Here is a 26,235-nt window from a genome sequence, read left to right on the forward strand (position 1 = left end):
CTTCAAACGGTTTTTTTGCGTCAGAGAGATCCTTGATGATCCAGATCCATCTTCCATTCCCCAGATCAAAGAGAACGCCATGACCGTTAAAGAATTGACCCAAGAAGCCAGACACGAAGAAGCGCTGAAAAAGTACTTGCTGGATTCGCCCCAGTTAGCCGAAGAGATCAAGGACTTGCCCGCCGACGATCAGAAAGACCAGATCCAGTGGGCGTTCGAGGATGAGGCGGAATCTCAGGGCTTGCAGCCGTGGGAGCTGACGCTCAAGTACACCTCAACCCCTGAAGAGTTCGAGGCTGCGCGCCTTGTTCTGCACAAGGAGGCTGCCGAGGTATTGGGCGTCGAGTGGGAAGAGTACTGCGAGATGAATAATCTGGTGCTCTGATAAAAACGCCAGCCTCACGAGGCTGGCGTTTTTCATTCACGCGGGCGTTATCAAAGGCTCAGACGCATCGACAGATCGACAGCCTTCACATCCTTGGTCATCGCACCAATCGAGATGTAATCCACCCCGGTTTCGGCGATCGGTAGCAGCGTGCTTTCGTTGATACCGCCGCTGGCCTCCAGTTTCGCCTTGCCTGCGTTCAGACGCACGGCTTCGCGCATGTCATCCAGGCTCAACTCGTCGAGCATGATGATGTCGGCACCGGCTGCCAGGGCTTCCTTCAGCTCCTCCAGGCTTTCCACTTCGATCTCCACCGGTTTGCCCGGGGCAATCTTGTGCGCGGCGTTGATGGCCTCCGGGATGCCACCGCAGGCAGCAATATGGTTTTCCTTGATCAGGAACGCGTCGTACAGACCGATGCGGTGGTTGTGGCAACCGCCGCAGGTCACGGCGTACTTCTGCGCCAGACGCAGCCCCGGCAAGGTTTTACGGGTGTCGAGCAACTTCACCTGAGTCCCGGCAACGTAATCCGCCAAGTACTGCGCGCGTGTGGCCACGCCAGAAAGCAATTGCAGGAAGTTCAGTGCACTGCGTTCGCCCGTCAGCAGCGAGCGCGCCGGGCCTTCGAGGTGGAACAGCGCCTGATTGGGTTTCACCCGCTCGCCATCACGCACCTGCCAGTGCACCGCAACACGTGGGTCCAGCTGCCGAAACACTGCTTCAACCCAGGCTGTGCCGCAGATGACGGCAGCGTCGCGGGTAATGATGGTGGCTTTGGCCAGGCGTTCGGCCGGGATCAGCTGTGCGGTGATGTCGCCGCTGCCGATGTCTTCGAGCAACGCACGGCGCACGTTGGCTTCGATTTCGGCGGTCAAATCGGCGAGACGTAGATTCGGCATAACGGACTCCACAAACAAAGTGGCCCGATTATAGGGCCATGGCGCTGGGCAACCCAAGGCATCAGACGCGTTCCCATCGCTGTGAAACCTGCATTTGGTCGATTCGCCTGAGCAATCGGCACTAAGTCAGCGTCTCCCATAAGCGTCTATTTCAAAGGGGATGCAGAGTCTGCTGGTACAGGGGACATCTTTTGCAAGATAATCCGCCTTGCTTTTGACGTCATGGCTTTGACGTAGATTGGATTGACGACTATTCGAAGACTCACCGTTTCTGGAGGCCTGAATGCACAACGACGGGAATGTAGTGCCTTTGCACAAGGTTGCTACCGACCAGGCGACTCACTCGCCGCTCGCCCGCCTGCCTGTGATTCTGCTTCAGGTTCGCGACAAGGCTGCTCAACAGCTCAGGCATGGGTTGCAGGAATTGTTCGATAACGCCGACGACACACTGTTCGAAATGGCCGACCGGGCCCGCAATGACGTCGATCAGAACCTCTTCTTCGAAGCCATGCGCGACTTGCGCCTCAAACGCAAAAACATCGAACGCGGCGTTCTCGAGCAATTCGTCGAGGCTTTTGTTCGCCTCACACAGTACGACACCACTCAGTCTGCCTTGTCCCAGGCGCTGGCCTTCGACGCCGCGACGGCGCTGTCCAATGACGACAGGGCGCGCAGCGTGGCAGTTGAGGCGATGGTCCGCAAAGTGCTGAACCGCGACGGCTTCGCCCTGGACCAACTGACTGCCCGACTCAGCGCACTGCTGGGCAGGGAGCTGCTCGATCAGCACAATCCGGTGGGGCCTGCGATGCTCTGCGAGTACTTTTTGCAGGCCGGACGCAACCTGGGGGTGGAGATCAAGGTCAAGCTGATCATCCTCAAGTTGTTCGAACGCTACGTGCTCAAAGAGGCCAATCAGCTCTACGCCGAAGCCAATCAGTTGCTGATGGCCACCGGTGTTCTGCCCGACCTCAAACCTGCCCCAGCGCGTCGGGCCACGGATCGTGCGGCTGCCAGCGTCGGTGTTGAATCCGCGCCGGCCAGCCCCCGCGTCGGTGGCCCGCCGATCGACGACAGCGTGCAGGAAGTCTTCGCCGCGTTGCAGGTATTGCTGTTTCACGTGCGTGGCAGTGTCGCGCAGACGCTTGAAGCCAGTGCCCAGACACAGCCGATTTCCACCCGCGACCTGCTGCGCCTGCTCTCGCACTTGCAGCAATACGTGCCGGCGCCGGCAGCCCAGGACGACTTCGATCTGCGAAACCAGCTCGAACAACTGCTGACCCGGGTCAGCGTCAAAAGTGGCAAATCACGCGTGGTCGGGGTGGCTGACGAAGACGTGATCAACCTGATCGCGATGCTCTTCGAATGCATCCTCGATGACCGCAACCTGCCGGATTCGCTCAAGGCGCTGATCGGCCGTTTGCAGATCCCTATGCTGAAAGTGGCGGTGCTCGACAAGAGCTTCTTCAGCCGCTGCAGTCACCCGGCCCGGCGCCTGCTCAACGAAATTGCCACCGCAGCCATGGGGTGGGGCGAGTTCGATGACCATGAGCGCGATAGCCTGTATCTGCGCATCGAACAAGTGGTGCAACGGTTGCTGAACGATTTTGTCGATGATCCGGCGGTTTTTTCCGAATTGCTGGCGGATTTTCTCGCCTTCACCAGCGACGAGCGCCGTCGCAGTGAGTTGCTGGAGCAACGTACCCGTGACGCCGAAGAAGGCCGCGCCAGGACTGAACTGGCCCGCCAGCGCGTCGAGCAGGTGTTGAATCAGGCCTTGTTGGGCAAAGTATTGCCGCAACAGGTGGTGGTGTTTGTCCAGGAAGCCTGGAGCAAAGTGTTGCTGCTGACGTGCCTCAAGCACGGCGATCAGTCAGCCGCGTGGCACGCCGATGTGCAGACCATGGAGCAATTGATCTGGAGCGTACAGCGTCATGACGAGCCCGATGCGAGCCTGCGCTTGTTGACGCTGGTGCCGGGGTTGCTCAAGTCGTTGCGCGACGGGCTGAGCAGTTCGGCATTCGATCCGTTCGCCACCAGCGAGTTTTTCAGTGAACTGGAAGCCTTGCACGTTCAACTGTTCGAACGTCCAGAGCAAAAGCTTGAACAGTCTGTCGATACGCCGGCAGTGGTCGAAGTGCTGCAGGAAGTCGTCCTGCGAACCGCCGACGAAGGGGGGGTCGATACGGCGTCATTGCGCTTGCCGGAGGACGATGCCGGTCTGCTTCAGGTCGATCAGCTGCGGTTGGGCTGCTGGGTCGAGTTTCAGGAAGACGAGGAAAACACCCTTCGCTGCAAGCTGGCGGCGATCATTGAAGCCACCGGCAAGTACATTTTCGTCAACCGCACCGGAATGAAAGTGCTGGAGCGCAGCCGCACCGGTCTGGCGCTGGAATTCCATCGTGGCGCGGTGCGAGCGCTGGACGACACCTTGCTGTTCGACCGGGCGCTGGAGTCGGTGATCGGTAACCTGCGGCGCCTCAATCGCGGCAAGTGATCGCGCCCCGAGGGTCTATCGCGGCATACTGGGCGCCATCACAGTCGTCGTTGAAGGAACCTGTATGCAGTTGGACCCCGCGAGCGGTTGGTGTCAGGGTGTGCGTTTATGCCCCTCGCCCAACTTCAATGCGCGCCCCTCCGGCGAAATTTCCCTGCTGGTGATCCACAACATCAGTTTGCCGCCAGCGCAATTCGCCACCGGCAAGGTGCAGGAGTTTTTCCAGAATCGCCTGGATGTCACGGAGCATCCCTACTTTGAAGGGATCGCCGACCTGCGTGTGTCTGCGCACTTTCTGATCGAACGTGACGGCACAGTCACTCAGTTTGTCTCTTGTCTTGAGCGTGCCTGGCATGCTGGCGTCTCGAGTTTCGAAGGGCGGGAAACGTGTAACGATTTTTCCGTGGGCATCGAACTTGAAGGCACGGATGATCTGCCGTTCACCGATGCTCAGTATCAAGCGTTGACGACCCTGACCCGGCAGCTGCAAAGCGCCTTCACGGCCATCACCGCACAACGCATCTGCGGGCATAGCGACATCGCACCCGGGCGTAAAACCGATCCGGGACCCGCGTTCGACTGGGCACGCTATCGCGCCGCCCTGGCAAAAGAGGAACCACAATGAGTTTTCTGGTGTTGCTGTTGGCGGTCTGGATCGAGAAATTCTCGGCCCTGCGCCATCGGGTTCAGCGCGATGGCGGCTGGCTGCGGGAGCTGGCCAAGCTTGAAACCCGTTCGCGCCTGGTCAATCGTCCGTGGCTGATTTTGCTGATCCTGGTGTTGTTGCCAGTGGCACTGCTGGGTTTGCTGCTGCTGGTGCTGGACCCGGTAGCTTACGGTCTGCTGGCGTTGCCGGTGCACCTGCTGGTGGTGATTTACAGTTTGGGCCGCGGCGATCTGCTGGCCGGTCTCGGGCCATTTCGCGATGCCTGGCGCCGGGAAGACCTGCAAGCTGCCGCTCATGTGGCGGACCGCGACCTGGGTATCTGCGCCGATAGTGGCGAACAACTGTTGGAACGGGTCGAAGGGCATCTGCTGTGGGAGGCTTATCAGAGCTTTTTCGCGGTGATTTTCTGGTACTTCCTGCTGGGTCCGGTCGCGGCCTTGAGCTATCGACTGCTGGCCCTGGCCGAAGAACACGGGCAGAACCCCGCCGTGGTTGAACGCGCCGCCCAACTGCGTCATGCGTTCGACTGGGTGCCGGTGCGTCTGCTGGCGGCGAGTTTTGCGTTGGTCGGCAACTTTGTCGCGGTCAGCCGGGTGATGTTGCATGAGCTGCTGAACTGGAACATCAGCGCCGCCCAATTGATCGAGAGGGTCGGGCTGGTGGCCGGTGAAATTCCAGCGCCAGTGGTCGGGCCTGACGGCATCAACAGCCTCGACCGGATCTGGGAACTGCTGCTGCGCGCGGCGGTGCTCTGGTACGCCGGTTTTGCGTTGTGGACCGTCCTTCCTTAATACGCCGATACCTTGTAATTGGATGGACTCGCCCAAGCCGAGGCGTCAATGCGCCACGGTGGCAGTCTAAACAGCCAACGACAGCGAGGGCGAGTCCATGAAAAAGCATACTTCGATTGATCAATCCCTGTCTTCTTCCGATTTGTCGGCCTGCACAACTGTGGCGGTCGATCTGGCCAAGCAGGTCTTTCAGGTCGCCGGTGAAGACGTCTTCGGCCAGGTGCACTACGAGCGACGGATCAAGTCGCGCGAGGCGTTTTATGAGTTTCTCCGCCAGTTGCCGCCTCATGTCGTGGTTCTGATGGAGACCGGTCCGGGTGCTCAAGCCTGGGCCCGGCAGTTGCAAGAGCAAGGCAATCTGGCGCGGATTCTTCCAGCCGGTTTGGTGGCCACCCATCGCAGCGGGCCTAAAAATGATCGCAACGATGCGCTGGCGATTCTGCGGGCTGGTCGCGATGAAAAGATCTACGCAGTGCCGGTCAAAAGCGTTGCGGCGCTGGCAATGCAGGCGTTGCATCGCGCCCGCCAAGGCTATGTGCGTCGACGCACGGCGGTGAGTAATCAGATGCGCGGCCTGCTGCTCGAGCACGGCGTGGCCTTGGCGCAGGGCGATGTTGCGATCAGCCAGAAAATTCCGCGGGTACTGGAAGATGCCACCCAGCCGGTGCCGGGCCTGCTGCGTGAACTGATCGACGAACTGTTGGCCGAGTGGCGCCATTTGGGCGAACGCATCAGCGTGCTGACGGGGCGCCTGGAAGTGGCCGCCAACGCCGACATGACGGCGAAGCGACTGATGACTGTGCGCGGCATCGGCCCAGTCACTGCCACGGCACTGGTGGCCAAGGAAACCAAGCCTGAGCGATTTCCCAATGCCCGCAAGTTTGCCGCGTACTTTGGCATGGTGCCTGACCAGCACAGCAGCGGGCAGACGGTCCGGCTGGGGGACATGACCAAGCGAGGCGATGTTTATTTACGCAGCCTGATGATCCAGGGAGCTCATGCGGTACTGCAACAACTACGACCTGATTCCCAGCAACCCGATGACCGCCGCTTGTTGCGCTGGATGAGCCGACTGGGCCGTAAGGAGGCTGCGGTCAGGTTAGCCAACCGCAACCTGCGAATCGTCTGGGTGCTTCTACAGAATGACCAGACTTATCGTCGCCAGGCTGGTGATGGCCAGCAAGCGACGATGAGCCACTGAGCGACAGAGTTCTGCCACCGAGGTACTAACTGTCCGGCCCTTTGCTGAAAAAAAATTGACCCCAGGTAAGACCGGCGTGGATTGATGCCTTAGCTGCTACTGGCCTTCGAGGCCTGACTGTAATCGGCATACCACGAGCTCTTCCAATTTTGGCCAGAAGCCGAAGACGGTTTCCTCGAATAGGCCTAATACATAGATGCAACGGGGCGGCGGTTTTTCAAAAGCGGGTAGACAGTGGGGGCGAGTCCATACATAGCAGCTGGCGCAGCCTGCGTCCGATCGCGGCCCGAGCCGGACGCAGGCTGCGCCAGCTGCTACAAGACCGAGTGCACCCCCCGTTAACCTTAAGTTACAAAACCTCCCGCCGATTTAAGCTATACAGAGCTAGCGCCGGATAGTGGCTATCTGCTGTCGACCCGCGCCGGCCAATAAAAAGAAGAAAATCAAAGGGAGACTTCCAGTGAAGAGCTTGCTCTATCCCGCTGTCGCGTTGATGAACCGCCTGAGCTTTGGCATGAAGTTCAGCCTGATCAGCGTGCTGTTTCTTGTGCCGATGCTGGTGACCAACTTCTATCTGGTACGCGATTCTTATCGAGAATTCCAGGGCACCCGCGTCGAACTGCAAAGCCTCGAGCTGCTGGGCAGCAGCCTGACGTTACGGCGCGATCTGGAAACCCTGAACAACTTGGTACAGATCAACGTCACCCTCGGTCAGTCCGGCAAGGCCGGTAATGTCGAGTCGCAGATCAGCACCTTGGGACAAAGCGTGCTCAGCCGTTTGCAAGGGTTGACGGCGATGACCACTGACCCCGAGCAGATCATCGTTTTCGAGGGTAAACGCGATGAAATGATCGCCGCGTTCAAGGCCCAGCAAGCGGAAAACTCCCTGCAAAGTAAAAGTGGGATGATCGGCAAGCTGCTCGGCAACGCGCAAATCTTCAGCCAGATCATCGCCAGTCAGGCCGGCCTCAGCCGCGACACTCAGAGCGACATGCGCCAGCTCAGCGACCTCATTACCAATGTCACCCCACCCGTTACACAGCTTCTGGGCGAAGGTCGGGCGATGGGCTCTTTTTCGCTGGGGCAGGGCTTTCTCAACTCGGCATCGAGTACCCGTTTTGATGAGTTGCTGGCGCAGATCGAAAAACTGCAGGCCGAATATGCCCTGAAGTTGCAGGACGCGCTCGGCTCCAGCAAAGCAGCACGGGAAACCCTGGCTGCTCAGACCGATAGCAGCAAGGCGTCGTTGAAAAAGGCCAGTGAACTGTTCGAAGAGCAGGTCGTCATGGCCGACACGCTCGATGCGCCTTGGCAGGGCTTTTACGATCAGGTCACGGGCCTGATGGACCAGACCTACCAACTTAATGAAGCCACTCTGAAGTTTCTCGGCACCCAGTTACAACAGCGACTGGAGCAGAACCGCACCCACATGGTCTTGCAGGCCGTAGCGTTGTCGGTGGTGTTTGTGTTGATTTTTTACCTCTACGGCGGCTTCTACGCCTCGACCCGCACCACCCTAAAGCGTCTTGGCGCGGTGATGGACAAAGTCGCGGCCGGCGACATGACGGTGACCTTCAACGCCAACAGCCGCGATGAACTGGGCGAGTTGGGTGAGGTGTTCAACGGCACCGTGAAGAAAATCCATGACCTGATCGAGCGAGTGGGGCAGACCGTCGGCGAGGTCGAACGCCAAGCCGGGCAGGTGCAGAACGTCTCCGCCCAGAGCAACCAGGCCGTGGCGGGGCAGCGCACGCAGATCGAGCAGGTCGCCACGGCTATGAACCAGATGTCGGCCACCTCCCTTGAGGTGGCGCGCAGTGCCGCAGCGGCGGTCAGTAGCGCCCACAGCGTCAATGACGAGACCATCAGCGGTCGCGGTCTGGTGGAGTCCCAGCAGGGCAGCATTGCTGCGCTTGCCAGTGAGATTGATCAGTCGGTGCTGGTGATCAATCAACTGGCCAGCGATAGCCAGTCCATCAGCCGCGTGCTGGAAGTCATCAAAAGCATCGCCGAGCAAACCAACCTGCTGGCGCTCAACGCGGCCATCGAAGCCGCTCGGGCCGGTGAGCAGGGGCGTGGTTTTGCGGTGGTGGCGGATGAGGTCCGGACCCTGGCCAAACGTACCCAGCAATCGACCGAAGAAATCGAGCAAATGATCGCCAAGCTGCACAGCGGTGTTGGCGCTGCGGTGAAGGCCATGGGTACCAGTCATCAGATGGCCAACGGTACCGTGGGGCAGTCGGAGAAGGTTCAGCAAGCGCTGGAGAACATCCTCGGCGCCGTCGGCATGATTGTCGATCAGAACCAGCAAATCGCCGCGGCGGTGGAGCAACAGACTGCTGTGGCCCATGACATCGACCAGAATATTGTCGAGATCAACCGCGCGGGTGAACGCACCGCCGAAGGGGCGCACCAGACCGAGGATGCCAGTCGTGCGTTGTCGGCTCAGGTGGTGGAGCTCAAACAGCTGATCAGCGCGTTTCGGGTGTGACTAACGCCAGTTGAACAGCTCACAGGCATTGGCAGTGCTGGCGGCGGCCAATTGCTCAGGGCTGATCGCCATGATTCCGGCCAGTGCCGAGCAGATCGCCGGAAGATGGGCCGGGCTGTTGCGTTGACCGGGAAACATGGCGGGCGCCATGTCCGGGGAGTCGGTTTCCAGCACTACCGATTCAAGCGGCAGTTCAGCAAGTACGCGATGCATGCGCAAGGCTTGAGGCCAGGTCGCAGCACCGCCCAAACCAAGTTTGAAACCAAGCTTGATGTACTCGCGGGCCTCTTCCTTGCTGCCGGCGAAGGCGTGGATGATTCCCGCGCGTTTCAACTTGAAGCGTTTAAGCGTGGCAATCACCGCCGCATGGCTGCGTCGCACATGAATCAGCGCTGGCAGATTGAAATCCGCTGCCAGTTGCAACTGCGCATCGAACAACGCCTGCTGGCGCTCGCGATCGAGAGTTTCGATGAAGTAATCCAGACCGATTTCGCCCACGGCGCACAACTGCCGATGGCCAGCCAGCCGATTCAGCCAGTCGCCGAGTGCCGTCAGGTCTTCGGGACAATGATCATCCAGATACACCGGGTGCAAACCGAACGCCGCATGCAGATCGGGATCGCTTTGCACCAGATCCCAGAGCCGCTGCCAATTGCCCTGATAAACCCCCAGCACCACCATTCGCCGCACGCAGAGGGCGCGGCTCTCGGCCAGCAGCGCCGTGCGATCCTCGTCGAAGTCCGGAAAATCCAGATGAGTGTGGCTGTCGATCAGCTCCACGGTTCAGTCCTGGCGAATACGTTGCTTGAAGGTCCGCGCGATGGCCTGCACGCCGGGTTGGTAATCCGATTGCTCGATGGCGGCCAGGGCCAGTTCCAGGGCTTTATCGGCGATGAGCTGATGCTGCTGGGCCATGGCATTGACCGGCAGCGGCAGGAAATCCAGCAACTGTGTGTCACCGAACGTGCCGAGGCGCAGCGGGCGGGTTTTGAGCGGGAAATCGTGCAAGGCATCGAATACGCCCTGAAGCAGCACGTAGGACGTGGTCACCAGCGCATCCGGCAAATGGCCCAGACGCTGTAGCAATTCGTCCATCAACTGCTTGCCGCACTCACGGCTGAACGACTCGCCGTGCTCGATCAGCACCTCGCCTTTGAATCCGACCAAGGCTTCCTTGAAGCCTGCCGCCCGCTCCTGGCTGATGCTCAGTTCGGGGCGTGCGCCAATCAGTGCGATCTGCTTGGGCAGCGGGTCCAGTAGACTGCGGGTCAGTTGCAGGCTGGCCTCGCGGTCATCGCTGATCACCGAGCAGAAATGCTCAGGCGCCATGACCCGGTCGATCGCGATGATCGGAATGCCCTTGGCCTGCAATTGGCGATAGCTGTCATCGCCGGCCGGCAGGCAACTGGCAACGATCAACGCATCGCAGCGCCTGGCCCGGAACAGTTGCAGCAACTGCCGTTCGCTGTCCGGCGCATCGTCGGAACTGGCGATCAGCAACTGATAGCCGCGAGCCCGGGCGCCTTGTTCCAACAGTTTGGCGATTCGTGCGTAACTGGGGTTTTCCAGGTCCGGCAGAATGAAACCCAAGGTGCGGGTGTGCCGACTGCGCAGCCCGGCAGCTTGAGGGTTGGGCGTAAAGCCATGTTGTTCGACGACCGCGCGCACGCGCTCGACGGTGGCACTGCTGATACGTTGTTGTTCTGCCTTGCCATTAATGACATAGCTGGCGGTGGTAACGGACACACCGGCCAACTGGGCGATATCACTGAGTTTCAACTCGGGATTTCCTTGTTTTTTTCGAGCTTGCCCGACATTTTCGCCAATCCTACCCGATTCAGGCAGACGACCATTGTCGCAGCACATCCGACAATTGGACTTCAAGGATGAGACATTATCGAGTAACGTGCCAATCATTCTAGATTAAACGTTTCAGCAGGCGTATTTTCTACGTTATAGGCTCCATTGTCGGTTCTGCCGTGAAACCGCCAAAACTGCCTCCTGAAAAGGTTTGCTTAAGAGCCTAAGCTGAATCATTCAAAACAATACCTGGCGTCCTAAGGCGCCAAAAAGGAAAAAGTATGCTCGAGCTCACCATAGAGCAGATTTCCATGGGTCAGTCGGCTGTGGACAAGTCCGCAGCGTTGCACCTGCTGGCCCAGCATCTGGTCGCCGATGGCCTGGTGGACGAGGGTTATCTCGCCGGGTTGCAGGCGCGCGAAGTACAGGGCTCGACCTTTCTCGGTCAAGGTATTGCCATCCCCCACGGTACGCCGGAAACCCGCGATCAGGTGTTTTCCACCGGTGTGCGGCTGATGCAGTTCCCCGAGGGTGTGGATTGGGGTGACGGTCAGATCGTCTACTTGGCGATTGGTATTGCGGCCAAATCCGATGAACACCTGCGCCTGTTGCAACTGCTGACCCGTGCCCTCGGCGAAACCGACTTGGGCCAGGCGCTGCGCCGCGCCAGTTCCGCCGAAGCCTTGTTGAAACTGTTGCAAGGCGCGCCACAAGAGCTGGCGCTGGATGCGCAGATGATCGGCCTTGGTGTGTCCGCCGATGACTTCGAAGAACTGGTTTGGCGCGGTGCACGTTTGCTGCGTCAGGCCGACTGTGTGAGCAACGGTTTCTCTGCGGTGTTGCAACAAGTCGAAGCGCTGCCGCTGGGCGATGGCCTGTGGTGGTTGCACAGTGAGCAAACGGTCAAGCGTCCGGGTCTGGCCTTCGTCACGCCGGACAAACCCATACGCTACCTCGGCCAACCGCTCAGTGGCCTGTTCTGCCTGGCCAGCCTCGGTGAAGCCCATCAGGCATTGCTCGAACGCCTTTGTGCGTTGCTGATCGAAGGTCGTGGCCATGAATTGGGCCGCGCCACCAGCAGCCGTAAAGTCCTCGAAGTCCTAGGTGGTGAACTGCCGGCTGATTGGCCCAGCGCTCGCATCGCGCTGGCCAACGCCCACGGGTTGCACGCGCGTCCGGCGAAGATTCTCGCGCAACTGGCGAAAAGTTTTGAAGGCGAAGTTCGCGTGCGCATTGTCGACGGCCAGGACAGCGCGGTGTCGGTGAAGAGCTTGAGTAAACTGCTCAGCCTCGGCGCCCGTCGCGGTCAGGTGCTGGAATTCATCGCCGAACCGAGCATCGCCGCCGACGCCTTGCCAGCCTTGTTGGCCGCTATTGAAGAAGGCCTCGGTGAAGAAGTCGAACCGCTGCCAGCCGTGAGTCAACAGCGTGAAGTGATTGCCGATGTGGCCGAAGTGGTCCTCGCGCCAGCGTCCGGCAGTCTGGTTCAGGCCATTGCCGCCGCACCGGGCATCGCCATCGGCCCGGCGCACATTCAAGTGCTGCAAACCATCGATTACCCGCTGCGCGGTGAGTCTGCCGCCATCGAGCGCGAGCGCCTCAAACAGGCGTTGGCGGACGTGCGTCGCGACATCGAAGGCCTGATCGAACGCAGCACGTCCAAGGCCATTCGCGAGATTTTCATCACTCACCAGGAAATGCTCGACGACCCGGAATTGACCGATGAAGTTGACACCCGTCTCAAGCAAGGCGAAAGCGCCGAAGCGGCGTGGATGGCGGTGATTGAAGCGGCGGCCAAACAACAGGAATCGCTGCAGGACGCCTTGCTCGCCGAGCGTGCCGCCGACTTGCGTGATATAGGTCGTCGGGTATTGGCGCAGTTGAGTGGCGTCCAAACCCCGAGCGAGCCTGAGCAACCGTACATTCTGGTGATGGATGAAGTCGGTCCGTCCGATGTAGCCCGCCTTGATCCGGCCCGCGTCGCCGGCATTCTCACCGCCCGTGGCGGCGCCACCGCTCACAGCGCAATTGTCGCCCGAGCCCTGGGAATTCCGGCGCTGGTCGGCGCCGGCCCGGCCGTGCTGCTGCTGGCGCCGGGCACGCCATTGCTGATTGATGGTCAACGCGGCCGCCTGCACGTGGACGCCGACGCGGCGACTTTGCAGCGCGCCACCGAAGAGCGCGACACCCGCGAGCAACGTCTCAAAGCGGCCGCCGAACAACGCCATCAACCGGCGCTGACCACCGACGGTCATGCGGTCGAAGTGTTCGCCAATATGGGTGAAAGCGCAGGTGTCACCAGCGCGGTGGAGCAGGGCGCCGAAGGCATTGGCCTGCTGCGCACCGAACTGATTTTCATGGCCCACTCGCAAGCGCCGGACGAGGCGACCCAGGAAGTCGAATACCGCCGCGTCCTTGATGGCCTGGCCGGTCGTCCCTTGGTCGTTCGCACCCTCGACGTCGGCGGCGACAAACCGCTGCCGTACTGGCCGATTGCGAAAGAAGAAAACCCGTTCCTCGGCGTGCGCGGCATCCGCCTGACCCTGCAACGTCCGCAGATCATGGAAGCGCAATTGCGTGCCTTGCTGCGTGCTGCCGACAACCGTCCGTTGCGGATCATGTTCCCTATGGTCGGCAGCGTCGATGAATGGCGCCAGGCGCGGGACATGACCGAACGTCTGCGTGTGGAAATTCCGGTTGCTGACCTGCAACTGGGGATCATGATTGAAGTGCCGTCGGCTGCATTGCTGGCGCCGGTGCTGGCCAAAGAGGTCGACTTCTTCAGCGTCGGCACCAATGACCTGACCCAATACACCCTGGCCATCGACCGTGGTCATCCGACCTTGTCGGCCCAGGCTGACGGCTTGCACCCGGCGGTGCTGCAACTGATTGACATCACCGTGCGCGCGGCACATGCCAACGGCAAGTGGGTCGGCGTGTGCGGCGAGTTGGCGGCCGATCCGCTGGCGGTGCCAGTTCTGGTTGGTCTGGGTGTGGATGAGCTCAGTGTCTCGGGTCGCAGCATTGCCGAGGTCAAGGCGCGGATACGCGAACTCAGCCTGGCGCAGACCAAAATCCTTGCCCAGCAGGCCCTGGCCGTGGGCAGCGCAAACGAAGTGCGCGCACTAGTGGAGGCCCTGTAATGGCCAAGATCCTGACCCTGACCCTCAACCCGGCGCTGGACCTCACCGTCCAGTTGCCGGTACTTGCCCCTGGTCAGGTTAACCGTAGTGACGAGATGCACACGCATGCCGCCGGTAAAGGCGTGAACGTGGCACAAGTGCTGGCGGACCTCGGGCATCAGCTCACGGTCAGCGGTTTCCTCGGGGAGGACAACCTTCAAGCGTTCGAAACCCTGTTCGCCAAGCGCGGGTTTGTCGACGCGTTCATCCGGGTTCCAGGTGAAACTCGCAGCAACATCAAACTGGCGGAAAGCGATGGGCGCATCACCGACATCAACGGTCCCGGACCCTTGGTGAGTGAAGCCGCGCAGCAGGCATTGCTCGATTGCCTCGACCAGATTGCACCGGGGCATGACGCGGTCGTCGTTGCCGGCAGCCTGCCTCAAGGCATCAGTCCTCAATGGTTGCAGGCGTTGATTGTGCGGTTGAAAAATCTCGGTTTGAACGTGGCGCTGGATACCAGCGGTGAAGCCTTGCGGGCGGCGCTCAAGGCTGGCCCGTGGCTGATCAAACCCAATACCGAAGAGCTGGCCGACGCGCTGGGTTGTGAGGTGGTTTCGGTGGCTGCGCAAGCGCAAACCGCGAGCCGTTTGCATGCTCAAGGCATCGAGCACGTGGTGATCTCCGACGGCGCCGATGGCGTGAACTGGTTCAGTGTCGGCTCGGCGATGCATGCCACGCCGCCCAAGGTCAGTGTCGTCAGCACGGTGGGCGCAGGCGATTCGTTACTGGCCGGCATGCTCCACGGTTTGCTCAGCGCCGACACGCCTGAACAGACCTTGCGCACCGCCACGGCGATTGCCGCGATGGCGGTCACCCAGATCGGTTTCGGTATTGGCGACGCCACGCAGTTGGCGCGGCTCGAACAGGGCGTGCGCATGCGCACCCTGACAGAACAATAAGAGGGTTTGTAATGAAGTTAGCGATTGTTACGGCCTGCCCGAACGGCATGGTCACCAGCGTGCTGTGCGCCCGTTTGCTCGATGCAGCGGCCCAGCGTCAGGGCTGGAGCACCAGTGTTGAAGTCAACGATGCCGCGCACCCTGAACGTCAATTGTCGGCGGCCACGATCGAGGCGGCCGAGTGGGTGTTGCTGGTGACCAGCGCGACGGTGGATATGTCGCGATTCGTCGGCAAACGCGTCTTCCAAACCACCCCGGCGCAAGCCCTGCAAGATGTGGAAGCGGTGCTACGGCGCGGTGCTGAAGAAGCTCAAGTCTACGTCGCGCCAGACGTCGTCACCGAGCCTGTTGCCGTGGTAAAAAATGCGCCGCGACTGGTTGCAGTGACCGCATGCCCTACCGGCGTTGCTCACACTTTCATGGCCGCTGAAGCCTTGCAGCAAGCGGCAAAACGCCTGGGCTACGACCTGCAAGTGGAAACCCAGGGCTCGGTCGGTGCGCGCAATCCGCTCAACGCCGCAGCGATTGCCGATGCTGATGTGGTGCTGCTGGCGGCGGACATCGAAGTCGCCACCGAGCGTTTCGCCGGCAAGAAGATTTACCGTTGTGGCACCGGCATCGCCCTCAAACAAGCCGAGACGACGCTGAACAAGGCGTTGGCCGAAGGCACGCAGGAAACCGCATCGACCGGTGCCAAAGGCCCGGCCAGGCAAGAGAAAACCGGTGTCTACAAACACCTGCTGACGGGCGTGTCGTTCATGCTGCCGATGGTGGTGGCGGGCGGTCTGATGATCGCCTTGTCGTTCGTGTTTGGCATCACGGCATTCAAGGAGGAAGGCACGCTCGCGGCAGCCCTGATGCAGATCGGCGGCGAGACCGCGTTCAAGCTGATGGTGCCGCTGTTGGCGGGTTACATTGCCTACTCGATCGCCGACCGTCCGGGCCTGGCGCCGGGGATGATTGGCGGTCTGCTGGCAAGCACCCTGGGCGCCGGTTTTATCGGCGGGATCATTGCCGGTTTCATCGCCGGTTACGCGGCTCAGGCGATCAATCGTTATGCGCGCTTGCCACAAAGTCTTGAGGCACTGAAACCGATTTTGATCATTCCGTTGCTGGCGAGTCTGTTCACCGGTCTGGTGATGATCTACGTGGTGGGTAAACCGGTGGCCGGTATGCTCGAAGGGCTTACGCACTTCCTCGACAGCATGGGCACCACCAACGCAATTCTGCTCGGTGTGTTGCTGGGCGGGATGATGTGCGTCGACCTTGGCGGGCCGATCAACAAAGCCGCGTATGCGTTCTCGGTTGGGCTGCTGGCGTCGCAAAGTTATGCACCGATGGCGGCGACCATGGCGGCCGGCATGGTGCCGCCGATTGGCCTGGGTATCGCCACATTCATCGCGAGACGCAAGTTCGCCCAGGCTGAACGCGAGGCCGGTAAAGCGGCGTTGGTGTTGGGGCTGTGTTTTATCTCCGAAGGCGCGATTCCGTTTGCCGCCAAGGACCCGTTGCGAGTGATCCCGGCGAGCATTGCCGGTGGTGCATTGACCGGTGCGCTGTCGATGTACTTCGGCTGCAAACTGATGGCGCCGCACGGCGGGTTGTTCGTGCTGGCGATCCCGAATGCGATCAACCATGCACTGTTGTATCTGCTGGCGATTGTGGCCGGGAGTTTGCTGACGGCGGTAGCGTATGCGCTGCTCAAGCGGCCGGAAGTTGTTGAAATGGCCGCGGAGCCCGTCAGCGCCTGACACCCAACCCCCTGTAGATACTCTGTTCACGGTCAAGCTTTCGCGAGATGTTTTTCGCTAAAAAGCTTGGCCGTATCAAATTCTTCGCCGGAGCGCATGCAAGCCCATAAACCCGTCAGGTACTTGCGCATCACCGCTCCAATGGCCTGCATTTTCTTCTTGCCCCGGGCCACCAGAGCTTCGTAGAAGGCTTTCACGTTCTCATCGCAACGGATTGCCGTCATTGCCGGCATGAACATCGCTGCGCGTAAGTAGGCGTTGCCACATTTCGACATTCGGCCAGGGCGGTTCACACTTGTTCCTGACTGGGTCAATCTCACGTCCAGCCCCGCATAACGGCTCACCTGTGCCGATTTGAGCGTTACAGGTAGCGTCGTCAACTCAGCCAGTGCAGCAATCGCTGAAGCCTCTCCCACGCCGGGTGCCGCCATCATGCAGCGAAACTGCAAGGTCAGGTTCGGGCACTTGGCGATGGCGTCGCGCGCAGCCTTTTTCAAACGGTCAACGCGTATATCCAATGCAGCAATCGCGTCTTTCTCATCTGCGATTAGCAACTCAATACTCGTATCTGTCGCTTGTAGCGCATGCAGCTCATTCTTGGCTCTGGTCCGATGGCCAATCAGTCGATTGATATGACGGCCAATCGCACGCAGCATCATTTGATCCGCCGTAGGCGGGACCCAAAGCCTGGGTGCCATGCGCTCGCCATATTCAGCCAGCAACTGCGCATCGATCTGGTCAGTCTTGCTGTTTTGCAACATCAACTTGGCAAAGTTGTGGAAGCTTTTTGGGTTGATCACCGAGACCGGTAAGCCCGCGGCATGCAACTCCAACGCAAGATCCAGGTAGTAAATACCGGTGGCCTCCATGACCACGCTCAGCGGTTTGAGGCCCATCATCTTATTCACCGCGGCCTTACGACCCTTGGGCGTGTGCTGAATGTCCCACTGGCCGACTGTTTTGCCGTTCTGCCGCCATCCCATGGCAGACGTTTTGGCACCAATGTCTATGCCGACATGAGTATTCATGCTTTTCACTTCCCTGACTTTAGGTAAGATTGCTTCCGGTTCCCCCGACCTCGAACTTCATGCCACTGCAACCTTGTAATGCGAAGTCCGACTTGTCGGCTTCTCGATACTCTTCGTGGTGGGCAATGAGGCGGGGGGGCCTCTCTACAGACAAGGTCAGGAGCAAATCCTGCCTTCAGGAGCGATCGGCCTCCCCCAGAAACGCACTTGCTGTTGAATGAATCCTTGAGCGTAACCTCTCTCGCTGGAGTCAGGGTCAACATACAAGGAGCGAGGCTTGCCCGCGAAGGCGGTTTTACATTCAACAAAGATGGTGACTGTCAGGCCGCCTTCGCGGGCAAGCCTCGCTCCTACAGGGGGAGGTGTCACGTCGGTTTCATGCGCGCATGTTTTAGTTTCTCTTTTTCAGGGAGAACACCATGAGCGAATTCGACCTCGGCCGTCGTCGTGTCATGCAAGCCGTCGGTGTCGGGCTGTTGTTGCCAGGCCTGGCGCCGGCGGTGATCGCTTCGGTCAAGGATCGTCCGCAACTCACCGATGGCGTGCAGTCCGGCGACCTGCTGGGTGACCGGGCGATGATCTGGAGCCGCTGCGATCGCCCGGCGCGGATGGTGGTGGAATGGGACACCCGCAGCCTGTTCAGTAACCCTCGTCGTTTTGTCTCGCCATTGGCCGTCTCCAATACCGATTTCACCGCCCGGGTCGAACTCACTGGTCTGCCCGCCGATCAGGCGATTTTCTACCGCGTGCACTTCGAAGACGCCCAGAGCGGTGTCGCCAGCGAACCGTGGTTTGGCCATCTGCGCAGCGTGCCGCAAACCCGTCGCGACATCCGTTTCGTCTGGAGCGGCGACACCGTCGGCCAGGGCTTCGGCATCAACCCGGACATCGGCGGCATGCGCATCTACGAAGCCATGCGTTTGCGCCTGCCAGACTTCTTTATCCACAGCGGCGACACCATCTACGCCGACGGTCCCGTACCTGCGCAGCTCACCACAGAGAGCGGCCGCGTGTGGCGCAACATCACCACTGAAGCCAAGAGCAAAGTCGCGGAAACCCTCGATGAGTATCGCGGCAATTACCGCTACAACCTGATGGACGAAAACATCCGCCGCTTCAACGCCGAGGTCCCGCAGATCTGGCAGTGGGATGATCACGAAGTGCTGAACAATTGGTCGCCGGGCAAGCAACTCGATGAGCGCTACAAGAGTAAAGATATCCACAGCCTGGTCGGTCGCGCGCGTCAGGCCTGGCTCGAATACGCACCGATGCGGTTACAGAGTGCCGACGGCGGTGGGCGGATTTATCGCAAGCTCAATTACGGGCCGTTGCTCGATGTGTTCGTGCTGGATATGCGCAGCTATCGCGAAGCCAATGACGAAAACCTGGGGGCCGCAAAACCGTTCCTCGGCCGTGAACAATTGGACTGGCTCAAGCGTGAATTGAAGGCCTCCAATGCCCAGTGGAAAGTCATCGCCGCCGACATGCCGATTGGTCTCGGCGTACCGGATGGTGAAGTCAGTCCCGGTGTGGCGCGTTGGGAAGCTGTGGCCAATGGCGATCCGGGACCGGCCCAGGGGCGTGAGCTGGAAATTGCCGAGTTGTTGGGCTTCCTGCGGGCGCAGCAGGTGCGCAATTTTGTCTGGCTGACGGCGGATGTGCATTACTGCGCAGCGCACCACTACCATCCGGAGCGTGCGGCGTTTCAGGATTTCGAACCGTTCTGGGAGTTTGTCGCCGGTCCTTTGAATGCGGGCAGCTTCGGGCCTAATTCGCTGGATAAAACCTTTGGTCCTGAAGTGGTGTTCGAGAAAGCACCACCGGCACAGAACACCTCACCGTTTGCCGGGTTTCAGTTTTTTGGTGAGGTGAACATTGATGGGCAGACGGGGGAGATGAGTGTGGTGTTGCGGGATTTGGATGGGGTGGGGGTGTTTCAACAAAAGTTGCAGCCGGTTTGAAAATGAAGTCGCGAGCAGACACAAGATCCCATGTGGGAGCGAGCTTGCTCCCACATGGGATGTGGGGGGATCAGTAGACGTCGCGGCGATAACGGCCTTGCTCGATCAACCGGTCGACTTCTGTAATCCCGAGCACTTCGTTGAGCACGTGATCCACGCCTGAAGCCATCCCTTGCAAGCTGCCGCAGATGTAAATAACGGCACCGTCAGCCAACCACTTCTTCAACTCCCCAGCCGACTCACGCAGTCGATCCTGCACATAAATCTTCTCGGCCTGATCCCGCGAGAACGCCAGGTCCAACTTCTCCAGATCCCCCGAAATCAGCCATTCCTCAAGCTCGGCGCGGCACAGGTAGTCATGTTCCCGATGACGTTCGCCGAACAACAGCCAATGACGTTGCTGCCCATCGGCGATCCGCGCCTTGAGCAAACTCCGCAGCCCGGCCAAGCCGGTGCCGTTGCCCAGCAAAATCATCGGTACCGGCTGGGCCGGCAGGTGGAAACCGCTGTTGCGCCGTACGCGCAAGCTGATGGTGCCGCCCACAGGAGCCTGTTCGGTCAACCAGCCGGAGCCGACGCCCAAGCGGCCATCGGGGTGCAGTTCCTGGCGCACGATCAGTTCGAGGATGCCGTCGGCGGCGATCGAGGCGATGGAGTATTCGCGCATGGCCAGGGGCACCAAGGCATTCACCAGTGCCTGGGCATGCAGGCCGACCAGATGGGTTCTGTTTTCGGGCAGTTGTCGACTGGCGAGGGCTTGCTCCAGCGGTTGCGACAGGCTGTCGAGCGTCACCGTGGCCCGACCGTCAATGCCCAGGCCATCGAGGAAATGTTCGATTGCCCATGGGCAATTGCGCGGCAACACTTCCACCAGGTCACCGGCCAGCCAACTGCTGGTGGACGGGGCGGTGAGGCCGAGCAAGTACACGCCCGAACCGGTGCTGTCAGGGTTGAGCCGTTCGCGGCGGGTCAGTGTCCAGTTGTCGTAGCTCGGCGCTTGCCAGGTGTCCATGGGCGCTTGTCCGGTCAGCAGGGCGAGTTGCTGCTGCCAGTGACGCAAGGCGTAAGGGTCGCCGCTGTCGACTTCTACCGGCGCGAACAGGGTCTTGCCGCCATGCTCGCCCAGCCAGGTGTGCAAGCGTCGGGCGAAACCGCAGAAGTGCTGATACTGGCGATCGCCAAGCCCAAGCACGGCGTAGTTCAGGCTTTCCAGGCTCAATGCCTGGCCCAGCACTTTGCGCTCAAACCTGCGGGCGCTGTCCGGCGCTTCACCGTCGCCGAAGGTGCTGACCACGAACAGCGCATTGCCGGAATCACGCAGATCCTGCTCGCTGACATCCGCCAGCGGCTGAACCTTCACCGGCAATCCGGCTGCTTGCAATTGTCCTGCGGTCTGCCATGCCAGTTGCTCGGCGAACCCGCTCTGGCTGGCGAAACCGATCAACCATGCGGGAGCGTCGCTACCCGGTTGCGCGAGACCTTTGCGGGCTTCTTTGGCATGACGTTTTTTGCGTCGACGATCGAGGTACAACAACCACCCGGTGACGAAAAACAGCGGCATCGTCAGTGCGGTCATCGTCAGGATAATCCGCCCGACAATGCCGAAGTAGCTGCCGACGTGCAGCGCGTAAATGCTGGTCAGCAGTTGCGCCTTGAGGCTCTTGTCGCTGTAGCGGTCATGCCGTTTGACGATGCCGGTCGCTGGATCGAGGCTGATCTGGTTCAGCGCGCGGTCGTGGGGCGAGCTGCTCAAAAGGTAGAACACGGTGGCCGGCTGCCCGGCCACTGACGGCATGCGGATGTTGTAGGCACTCAGTGCTGGACCTGCAGCGCTGTAGAGGCTGCTCCACATCACTGCGTAATCGGCGGTGGGCGCCGGGCCGCTCGGTGCGGGGCCACGACCGTCCCGAGCACGCTCATTCTGCGGCGAGTCGGAAAGTAATTGGGTCAGACCCTTTTTGTACCACTCATAGGACCAGGACAACCCGGTCAGCGCCGCCAGAAGGTAAAACACCAGGCACCAGGTGCCGGCCACCGAGTGCAAATCCCAGTTGAAGCTGCGGCCCTTTTTCTTCCAGTCGAGGGTCAGCCAGGCGCGCCAGCTTTTCCACTGACGTGGCCAGCGCAGGTACAGACCGGACAGGCAGAAGAACACCAGAATCAGCGTGCACGCGCCGGTGATCTGCCGACCGGTATCGCCCATGGCGAGGAAACGGTGCAGTTGCAGCATCAGGCCGAAGAAGTCCTGGCCAGTGGCGTCGCCCATGAACTCGGCGGTGTACGGGTCGAAGTAGCGCATCTCGCCGCGGCGCTCACCCGGCGGTGGGGTAAAGGACACCCGCGCGGCGTTGCCGCTGTCGGTCTCGACCCAGAGCATCGCGACTTTCTTGCCAGATGCACCCTCGATTTTCTCCACCAGCTCAACGGGCGGCAGGACGCCAGCGACCTGCTTCTCGACCTGCAACACAGAAGGGTTCAGCGCGCGCAGGATTTCATCCTGAAACGACACCGTCGCCCCGGTGATGCCCATCAGGGCCAGTACCAGTCCGGCGCTGATGCCGAAAAACCAGTGCAACTGGAACAGGGTTTTCTTCAACACGTCGCTCGCCTTGCTCGTTCGGAAATAATCATCACGGCGCGCATTATGCCGTGGGTTGTCGAGAAACATTCTTTTTACGCACAAAAGCCCCGTTCACTTGGATGAACGGGGCCTTGGTCTTCACGCGTCTATCAGAAGTGGAAGTTGGCGCTCAGCAGGGCGGTACGACCCGCCGCCACGTGGGCGTAGTGCGTCTGGAACACCTGGTCGAAGTAACGTTTGTCGGTCAGGTTCTGTACGTTGAGTTGCAGGTCGACGTTTTTGGTCAGGCGATAGCTGGCCATTGCGTCGTAGCGCCAGTAGGAAGGGATCTCCACCGAGTTGGCGACGTTACCGAACTGCGAATCGACAAAGGTCGCACCGGCGCCGACGGTCAACTTGTCCGGTACCAGGTCATAGGTTGACCAGAACGTGAAGTTGTTCCGTGGATTGCTTGGCATGTGGTTGCCTTCATCGGCGGCGAGGGTGGTTTTGACCACTTCGCTTTCCATGTAGGTGTAGCCGCCGAAGACCCTCCAGTGACGGGTCAGCTTGCCGCTGTAGCTCAGTTCCACACCATTGACCTGCTGTTCGCCGTCCAGCACTTGAGTGGTGCCGCCGTCCGGATCGTTCATACGTGCGTTGGTTTTCTCGGTGCGGAACAGTGCGGCGGTCAGCGACAGGTCGTCACCGAAGAAGTCCCACTTGGTGCCGATCTCGTAGTTGCGGTTCTTTTCCGGGTCCAGATCGCTGTTGTTCGCCGCCAGTTCCAGGCCACCGTTGCCGCTGGTTTCACCGGACGGGTTGCTGGAGGTGGAGTAGGCCGCGTAGATGCTGCCGTTAGGCAACACGTTGTAGACCACGCCGATCTGGTAGTTGACCAGGTCGCTGGTGTTCTCACGGGAGAAGTCGTTCGCTGGAGCGGTGCTGTTAGCGTTGGCGTGGCCGCTGGATTCGACCTGGTAGTTGTCATAACGCAGGCCCAGGTTCAGGGACCATTGCTCGTTGAACTTCAGCGTGTCGAACACGTAGGCCGCAGCGGTCTTGGTGTTGGTGTCGGTAAACGCGGCGCTGTCGGTGATCCTGCCGTTCCAGTTATCCCCAGGCGTCGGGTTTTGCAGGCTGGTGCAGTCGCCGGAGTTGAACAGGGCACGGTTACAGCGGGTGCCGCTGGCGGTCGAGGTCAGGATGTACGGGCGGTTGTGGGTGTCTTGATAGGAAAACTCAAGCCCGGTGACCAGGCTGTGCTCGATGGCGCCGGTGTTGAACTTGGCACTCAGGTCGGTCTGGTTGATCCAGCCGCTGGACGTCGAATTACGGCTTTTCGCGCCGCGATACACGTTGCCATTGACCACGTTGCCCTTGCTGTCGTCCGGGTTGGTGACGATGTAGTCGAGTGTCGAACGGGACATGCGGAAGCTGTTCGAGACGGTCAGGTCATCATTCAGATCGTGTTCGATCTTGAGGGTGCCGCTGTCGTTGCTGGTCTGGCGATAGTCGCGACCGGTGAGGCCGTAGAAGTTGTCGCGATCGACATGCGCAGGTTTATCGACGTTGTACTTGCTGCGGTTGGGGCTCAAGGTCAACGGGAGGCCGTAGTCGGGCATGTCGTCGGTTTCGACGTGGTAGTAGCCGACGGTCAGGCGGGTGTCGGTACCCAGGCCAAACGCGAAGGAAGGTGCCACGCCCCAACGGCTGACGTCCACGGCATCACGGCCGGCGACGTTGGCTTCATGCTTCATCAGGTTCAGACGGAAGGCCGAGGTGTCGGTCATCTGCTGGTTCAGATCGAGGGTGGTGCGCTTGGTCTGGTCCGAGCCCCAGGTGAAGCCGCCGTTGTAGGCATTGCCCAGCTTGGCGGTCTTGCTCACCAGGTTCAGGCTGCCACCGGTGGAACCCGCGCCAGTAAAGGCCGATCCCGGGCCCTTGCTGACTTCGATCGATTCTACGTTGAAGATCTCGCGGCTCTGGGATGCCGGGTCGCGCATGCCGTCGACGAACGTGTCGCTTTCAGCGTTGAAGCCACGAATGATCGGACGATCGCCGGCCGGGTTGCCGCCTTCACCGGCACCGAAAGTGATACCCGGCGTGGTACGCAGCGCGTCGACCAGACTGGTGGCGCCCGTGTCGCGAATCACTTGTTGCGGAATAACGGTGACGCTTTTCGGCGTTTCACGCAGCGGTGCCGTGTATTTCTTGGAGGCCGAGGTATCAGTCTTGTAGGAGGTCTCGTCCTGGGCTTCGCCGTTGATAGCAGTAGCACCCAGGGAAATCACGTTGCTCGGTGCTTTTTCGTCGGTTTTTTCAGCCGCGAAAGCCATGTGGCCCGCAGAGCTGGCAGTGATCGCCACGCCAATTGCAGACGCAAGCAAACGCGGTGAACTGACCGGTAATTGTGGTTGTTGACGTGACATGAGAATTCCCCTCCCCAAGGATTTGAGGCCGCGGAATATAGGGTAAATACGTATCTGTATCAATTGCGAAACGTTACTATTCGCGACGAATTTACATTCTTTACAATTTACCTTTACGGTTTTTGTCGTTTCATTCGTCACGCGGGTTTTACAGGGACAATAAGAATCAATACCATTGGCGTCCCTTTGCCTTCAGGTGTCTTTCCATGTTGCTGCACATTCCCAGCGTGTTCGCGAAAGAAGAAGTGCAGCGCATTCGCGAAGCTCTGGAGCAGGCGGATTGGGCTGACGGCAAGATCACCGCCGGCTACCAGTCGGCCAAAGCCAAGCACAACCTGCAGCTGCCGGAAGGTCATCCGCTGGCCAAGGAAGTCGGCGCGGCGATGCTTGAGCGGCTGTGGAAAAATCCGCTGTTTATGTCAGCCGCGTTACCGCACAAGGTCTTCCCTCCGTTGCTGAACTGTTACACGGCCGGCGGCAGTTTCGACTTTCACATCGACAACGCCGTGCGCCAGCCCAAGGGCAGTATCGAGCGGGTGCGCACTGATTTGTCGGCCACCCTGTTCTTCAGCGAGCCGGATGACTACGACGGCGGTGAACTGGAAATCCAGGACACTTTCGGCACCCAACGGGTGAAGTTGCCCGCCGGCGACATGGTCTTGTACCCCGGCACCAGCCTGCACAAGGTCAATGCCGTCACCCGCGGCACCCGGTACGCCTCATTTTTCTGGACCCAAAGCCTGGTTCGCGAAGACAGCCAGCGCGCCTTGCTGTTCGAGATGGACGGAGCGATCCAGCAGCTGACCCAGGACATGCCCGACCACCCTTCGCTGATTCGCCTCACCGGCACTTACCACAACCTGTTGCGTCGCTGGGTCGAGGTGTAAGTGACGGACTTTCGTTTACGCCGTGAGGAAATTCTCGACGGTGACCGGCTCAAATCGATGCTCGAGGAAAGCCCGGCACGTGCTGCCCAGGCGATTCTACTCGCCGCCCGTGAAGGCGTGCTCGATGCTCAGGCACTGTTGGGCCAGATTCTGCTGGACGGGCAGGGCATTGAGCAGGATCAGCCGCTGGCCGTGCGCTGGTTTGAGATTGCCACCCAGAGCGGACATTTGATGGCGCGCAACATGCTCGGCCGTTGTCATGAACATGGCTGGGGTTGCGTCGCCGATGCCTCGGTAGCCGCAAGGCATTATCGTCAGGCTGCTGAAGCGGGACTGGATTGGGCGATGTACAACTACGCCAATCTGCTGGCCATTGGTCGTGGAGTGATCGAGGATCAGGTGCAAGCCCTGACTCTGTATCGCCGCGCCGCCGAACTCGGTCACGCCAAATCGATGAACCTGTTGGGGCGGTATCTGGAAGAAGGTAGGGGCTCTTCGGTCGATTCCGTAGCCGCGCACGACTGGTATCGCCGTTCCGCTGAAGCCGGGGATTTTCGTGGCCAGTTCAGTTACGCCAGTATCCTGATTGACCAGACAAGGATCGCGGAGGGGCTGGCATGGTATCGCCGCGCGATGCTTGGCGGAAATCTTGCGTTTCTGAAGGTTGCGACCCAGACATTGATGAGTGCGACAGACCCTCGTGTGCAGGCCTTGGCCGGGGAATATCAACAAAGGTCGCAGTTATTAAGCAACTCTTTGAATGTTCCTGCATAGTCTCAGCTTGACTGGAAATGCTGTTAAGTT

At 60.1% G+C, this 26,235-nt stretch carries 18 protein-coding genes; 12 read left to right on the plus strand and 6 right to left on the minus strand.

What is annotated here, in order from left to right:
• The first annotated feature begins 79 nt into the window (after nucleotides 1-79).
• Nucleotides 80-385 (plus strand): DUF6388 family protein, encoded by a 306-nt coding sequence (locus ACYZT3_RS05135; RefSeq protein ID WP_282374994.1) that lies wholly within the window; start codon nucleotides 80-82, stop codon nucleotides 383-385.
• A 50-nt stretch (nucleotides 386-435) separates the two neighbouring features.
• Here ACYZT3_RS05135 and nadC read toward each other — a convergent pair whose 3' ends face one another.
• Nucleotides 436-1,284 (minus strand): carboxylating nicotinate-nucleotide diphosphorylase, encoded by an 849-nt coding sequence (gene nadC, locus ACYZT3_RS05140; protein WP_462031639.1) that lies wholly within the window; start codon nucleotides 1,282-1,284, stop codon nucleotides 436-438.
• 283 nt (nucleotides 1,285-1,567) lie between these two features.
• Here nadC and ACYZT3_RS05145 point away from each other — a divergent pair, with 283 nt between their 5' ends.
• The 5 genes from ACYZT3_RS05145 (at nucleotide 1,568) to ACYZT3_RS05165 (ending at nucleotide 8,928) form a co-directional block, all read left to right on the plus strand.
• Nucleotides 1,568-3,778, plus strand: a complete 2,211-nt coding sequence (locus tag ACYZT3_RS05145) for a DUF1631 domain-containing protein (RefSeq protein ID WP_462031640.1) — start codon at nucleotides 1,568-1,570, stop codon at nucleotides 3,776-3,778.
• A gap of 64 nt (nucleotides 3,779-3,842) precedes the next feature.
• On the plus strand, nucleotides 3,843-4,403 hold the full coding sequence (ampD, locus tag ACYZT3_RS05150; RefSeq protein WP_282375003.1) for a 1,6-anhydro-N-acetylmuramyl-L-alanine amidase AmpD: 561 nt from the start codon (nucleotides 3,843-3,845) through the stop codon (nucleotides 4,401-4,403).
• Nucleotides 4,400-5,236, plus strand: a complete 837-nt coding sequence (gene ampE, locus ACYZT3_RS05155; protein ID WP_282375004.1) for a regulatory signaling modulator protein AmpE — start codon at nucleotides 4,400-4,402, stop codon at nucleotides 5,234-5,236. The genes ampD and ampE overlap by 4 nt, the downstream gene beginning before the upstream one ends.
• 142 nt (nucleotides 5,237-5,378) lie before the next feature.
• The gene (locus tag ACYZT3_RS05160; protein WP_282383495.1) at nucleotides 5,379-6,437 is read left to right on the plus strand and encodes an IS110 family RNA-guided transposase; all 1,059 of its coding nucleotides are present in this window, start codon (nucleotides 5,379-5,381) and stop codon (nucleotides 6,435-6,437) included.
• A gap of 460 nt (nucleotides 6,438-6,897) precedes the next feature.
• Complete coding sequence (locus ACYZT3_RS05165; RefSeq protein ID WP_282375005.1) at nucleotides 6,898-8,928, plus strand: methyl-accepting chemotaxis protein; 2,031 nt, start codon at nucleotides 6,898-6,900, stop codon at nucleotides 8,926-8,928.
• On the opposite strand, the gene ACYZT3_RS05170 is transcribed toward ACYZT3_RS05165, so the two are convergent.
• Nucleotides 8,929-9,708 (minus strand): TatD family hydrolase, encoded by a 780-nt coding sequence (locus tag ACYZT3_RS05170; RefSeq protein WP_462031641.1) that lies wholly within the window; start codon nucleotides 9,706-9,708, stop codon nucleotides 8,929-8,931.
• Nucleotides 9,709-9,711: 3 nt separating this feature from the next.
• On the minus strand, nucleotides 9,712-10,707 hold the full coding sequence (gene cra / locus ACYZT3_RS05175) for a catabolite repressor/activator (RefSeq protein ID WP_282375009.1): 996 nt from the start codon (nucleotides 10,705-10,707) through the stop codon (nucleotides 9,712-9,714).
• A gap of 302 nt (nucleotides 10,708-11,009) precedes the next feature.
• On the opposite strand from cra, the gene ptsP reads away from it, so the two are divergent.
• The 3 genes from ptsP to ACYZT3_RS05190 are packed head-to-tail and all read left to right on the plus strand — an operon-like array spanning nucleotide 11,010 to nucleotide 16,563.
• Nucleotides 11,010-13,871: a phosphoenolpyruvate--protein phosphotransferase gene (gene ptsP / locus ACYZT3_RS05180; RefSeq protein WP_462031642.1), complete on the plus strand. Its 2,862-nt coding sequence runs from the start codon at nucleotides 11,010-11,012 to the stop codon at nucleotides 13,869-13,871.
• A complete protein-coding gene (gene pfkB / locus ACYZT3_RS05185; RefSeq protein ID WP_282375012.1) occupies nucleotides 13,871-14,812 on the plus strand; it encodes a 1-phosphofructokinase in 942 nt (313 codons plus the stop codon). Before ptsP ends, pfkB begins: the two co-directional genes overlap by 1 nt.
• Before the next feature lie 11 nt (nucleotides 14,813-14,823).
• Nucleotides 14,824-16,563 carry a PTS fructose-like transporter subunit IIB gene (locus ACYZT3_RS05190; protein WP_282375014.1) on the plus strand — a complete coding sequence of 580 codons (1,740 nt, stop codon included), beginning with the start codon at nucleotides 14,824-14,826 and terminating at the stop codon, nucleotides 16,561-16,563.
• Nucleotides 16,564-16,595: 32 nt separating this feature from the next.
• Here ACYZT3_RS05190 and ACYZT3_RS05195 read toward each other — a convergent pair whose 3' ends face one another.
• The gene (locus ACYZT3_RS05195; RefSeq protein WP_462030744.1) at nucleotides 16,596-17,591 is read right to left on the minus strand and encodes an IS110 family RNA-guided transposase; all 996 of its coding nucleotides are present in this window, start codon (nucleotides 17,589-17,591) and stop codon (nucleotides 16,596-16,598) included.
• Nucleotides 17,592-18,010: 419 nt separating this feature from the next.
• Between ACYZT3_RS05195 and ACYZT3_RS05200 the strand changes: the two genes are divergently transcribed.
• Nucleotides 18,011-19,552, plus strand: coding sequence for an alkaline phosphatase D family protein (locus ACYZT3_RS05200; RefSeq protein ID WP_462031643.1), 1,542 nt, complete (start codon nucleotides 18,011-18,013; stop codon nucleotides 19,550-19,552).
• 70 nt (nucleotides 19,553-19,622) lie between these two features.
• On the opposite strand, the gene ACYZT3_RS05205 is transcribed toward ACYZT3_RS05200, so the two are convergent.
• Nucleotides 19,623-22,151, minus strand: a complete 2,529-nt coding sequence (locus ACYZT3_RS05205; RefSeq protein ID WP_282375016.1) for a sulfite reductase flavoprotein subunit alpha — start codon at nucleotides 22,149-22,151, stop codon at nucleotides 19,623-19,625.
• 131 nt (nucleotides 22,152-22,282) lie between these two features.
• Nucleotides 22,283-24,544: a TonB-dependent receptor gene (locus ACYZT3_RS05210; RefSeq protein WP_462031644.1), complete on the minus strand. Its 2,262-nt coding sequence runs from the start codon at nucleotides 24,542-24,544 to the stop codon at nucleotides 22,283-22,285.
• Between the two features lie 206 nt (nucleotides 24,545-24,750).
• Here ACYZT3_RS05210 and ACYZT3_RS05215 point away from each other — a divergent pair, with 206 nt between their 5' ends.
• Both ACYZT3_RS05215 and ACYZT3_RS05220 read left to right on the plus strand, forming a co-directional pair.
• Nucleotides 24,751-25,431 (plus strand): Fe2+-dependent dioxygenase, encoded by a 681-nt coding sequence (locus ACYZT3_RS05215; protein ID WP_462031645.1) that lies wholly within the window; start codon nucleotides 24,751-24,753, stop codon nucleotides 25,429-25,431.
• Nucleotides 25,432-26,205 (plus strand): tetratricopeptide repeat protein, encoded by a 774-nt coding sequence (locus ACYZT3_RS05220; protein ID WP_282375018.1) that lies wholly within the window; start codon nucleotides 25,432-25,434, stop codon nucleotides 26,203-26,205.
• The last annotated feature ends 30 nt before the right edge of the window (nucleotides 26,206-26,235 follow it).

Source organism: Pseudomonas sp. MDT1-16, assembly GCF_054898115.1.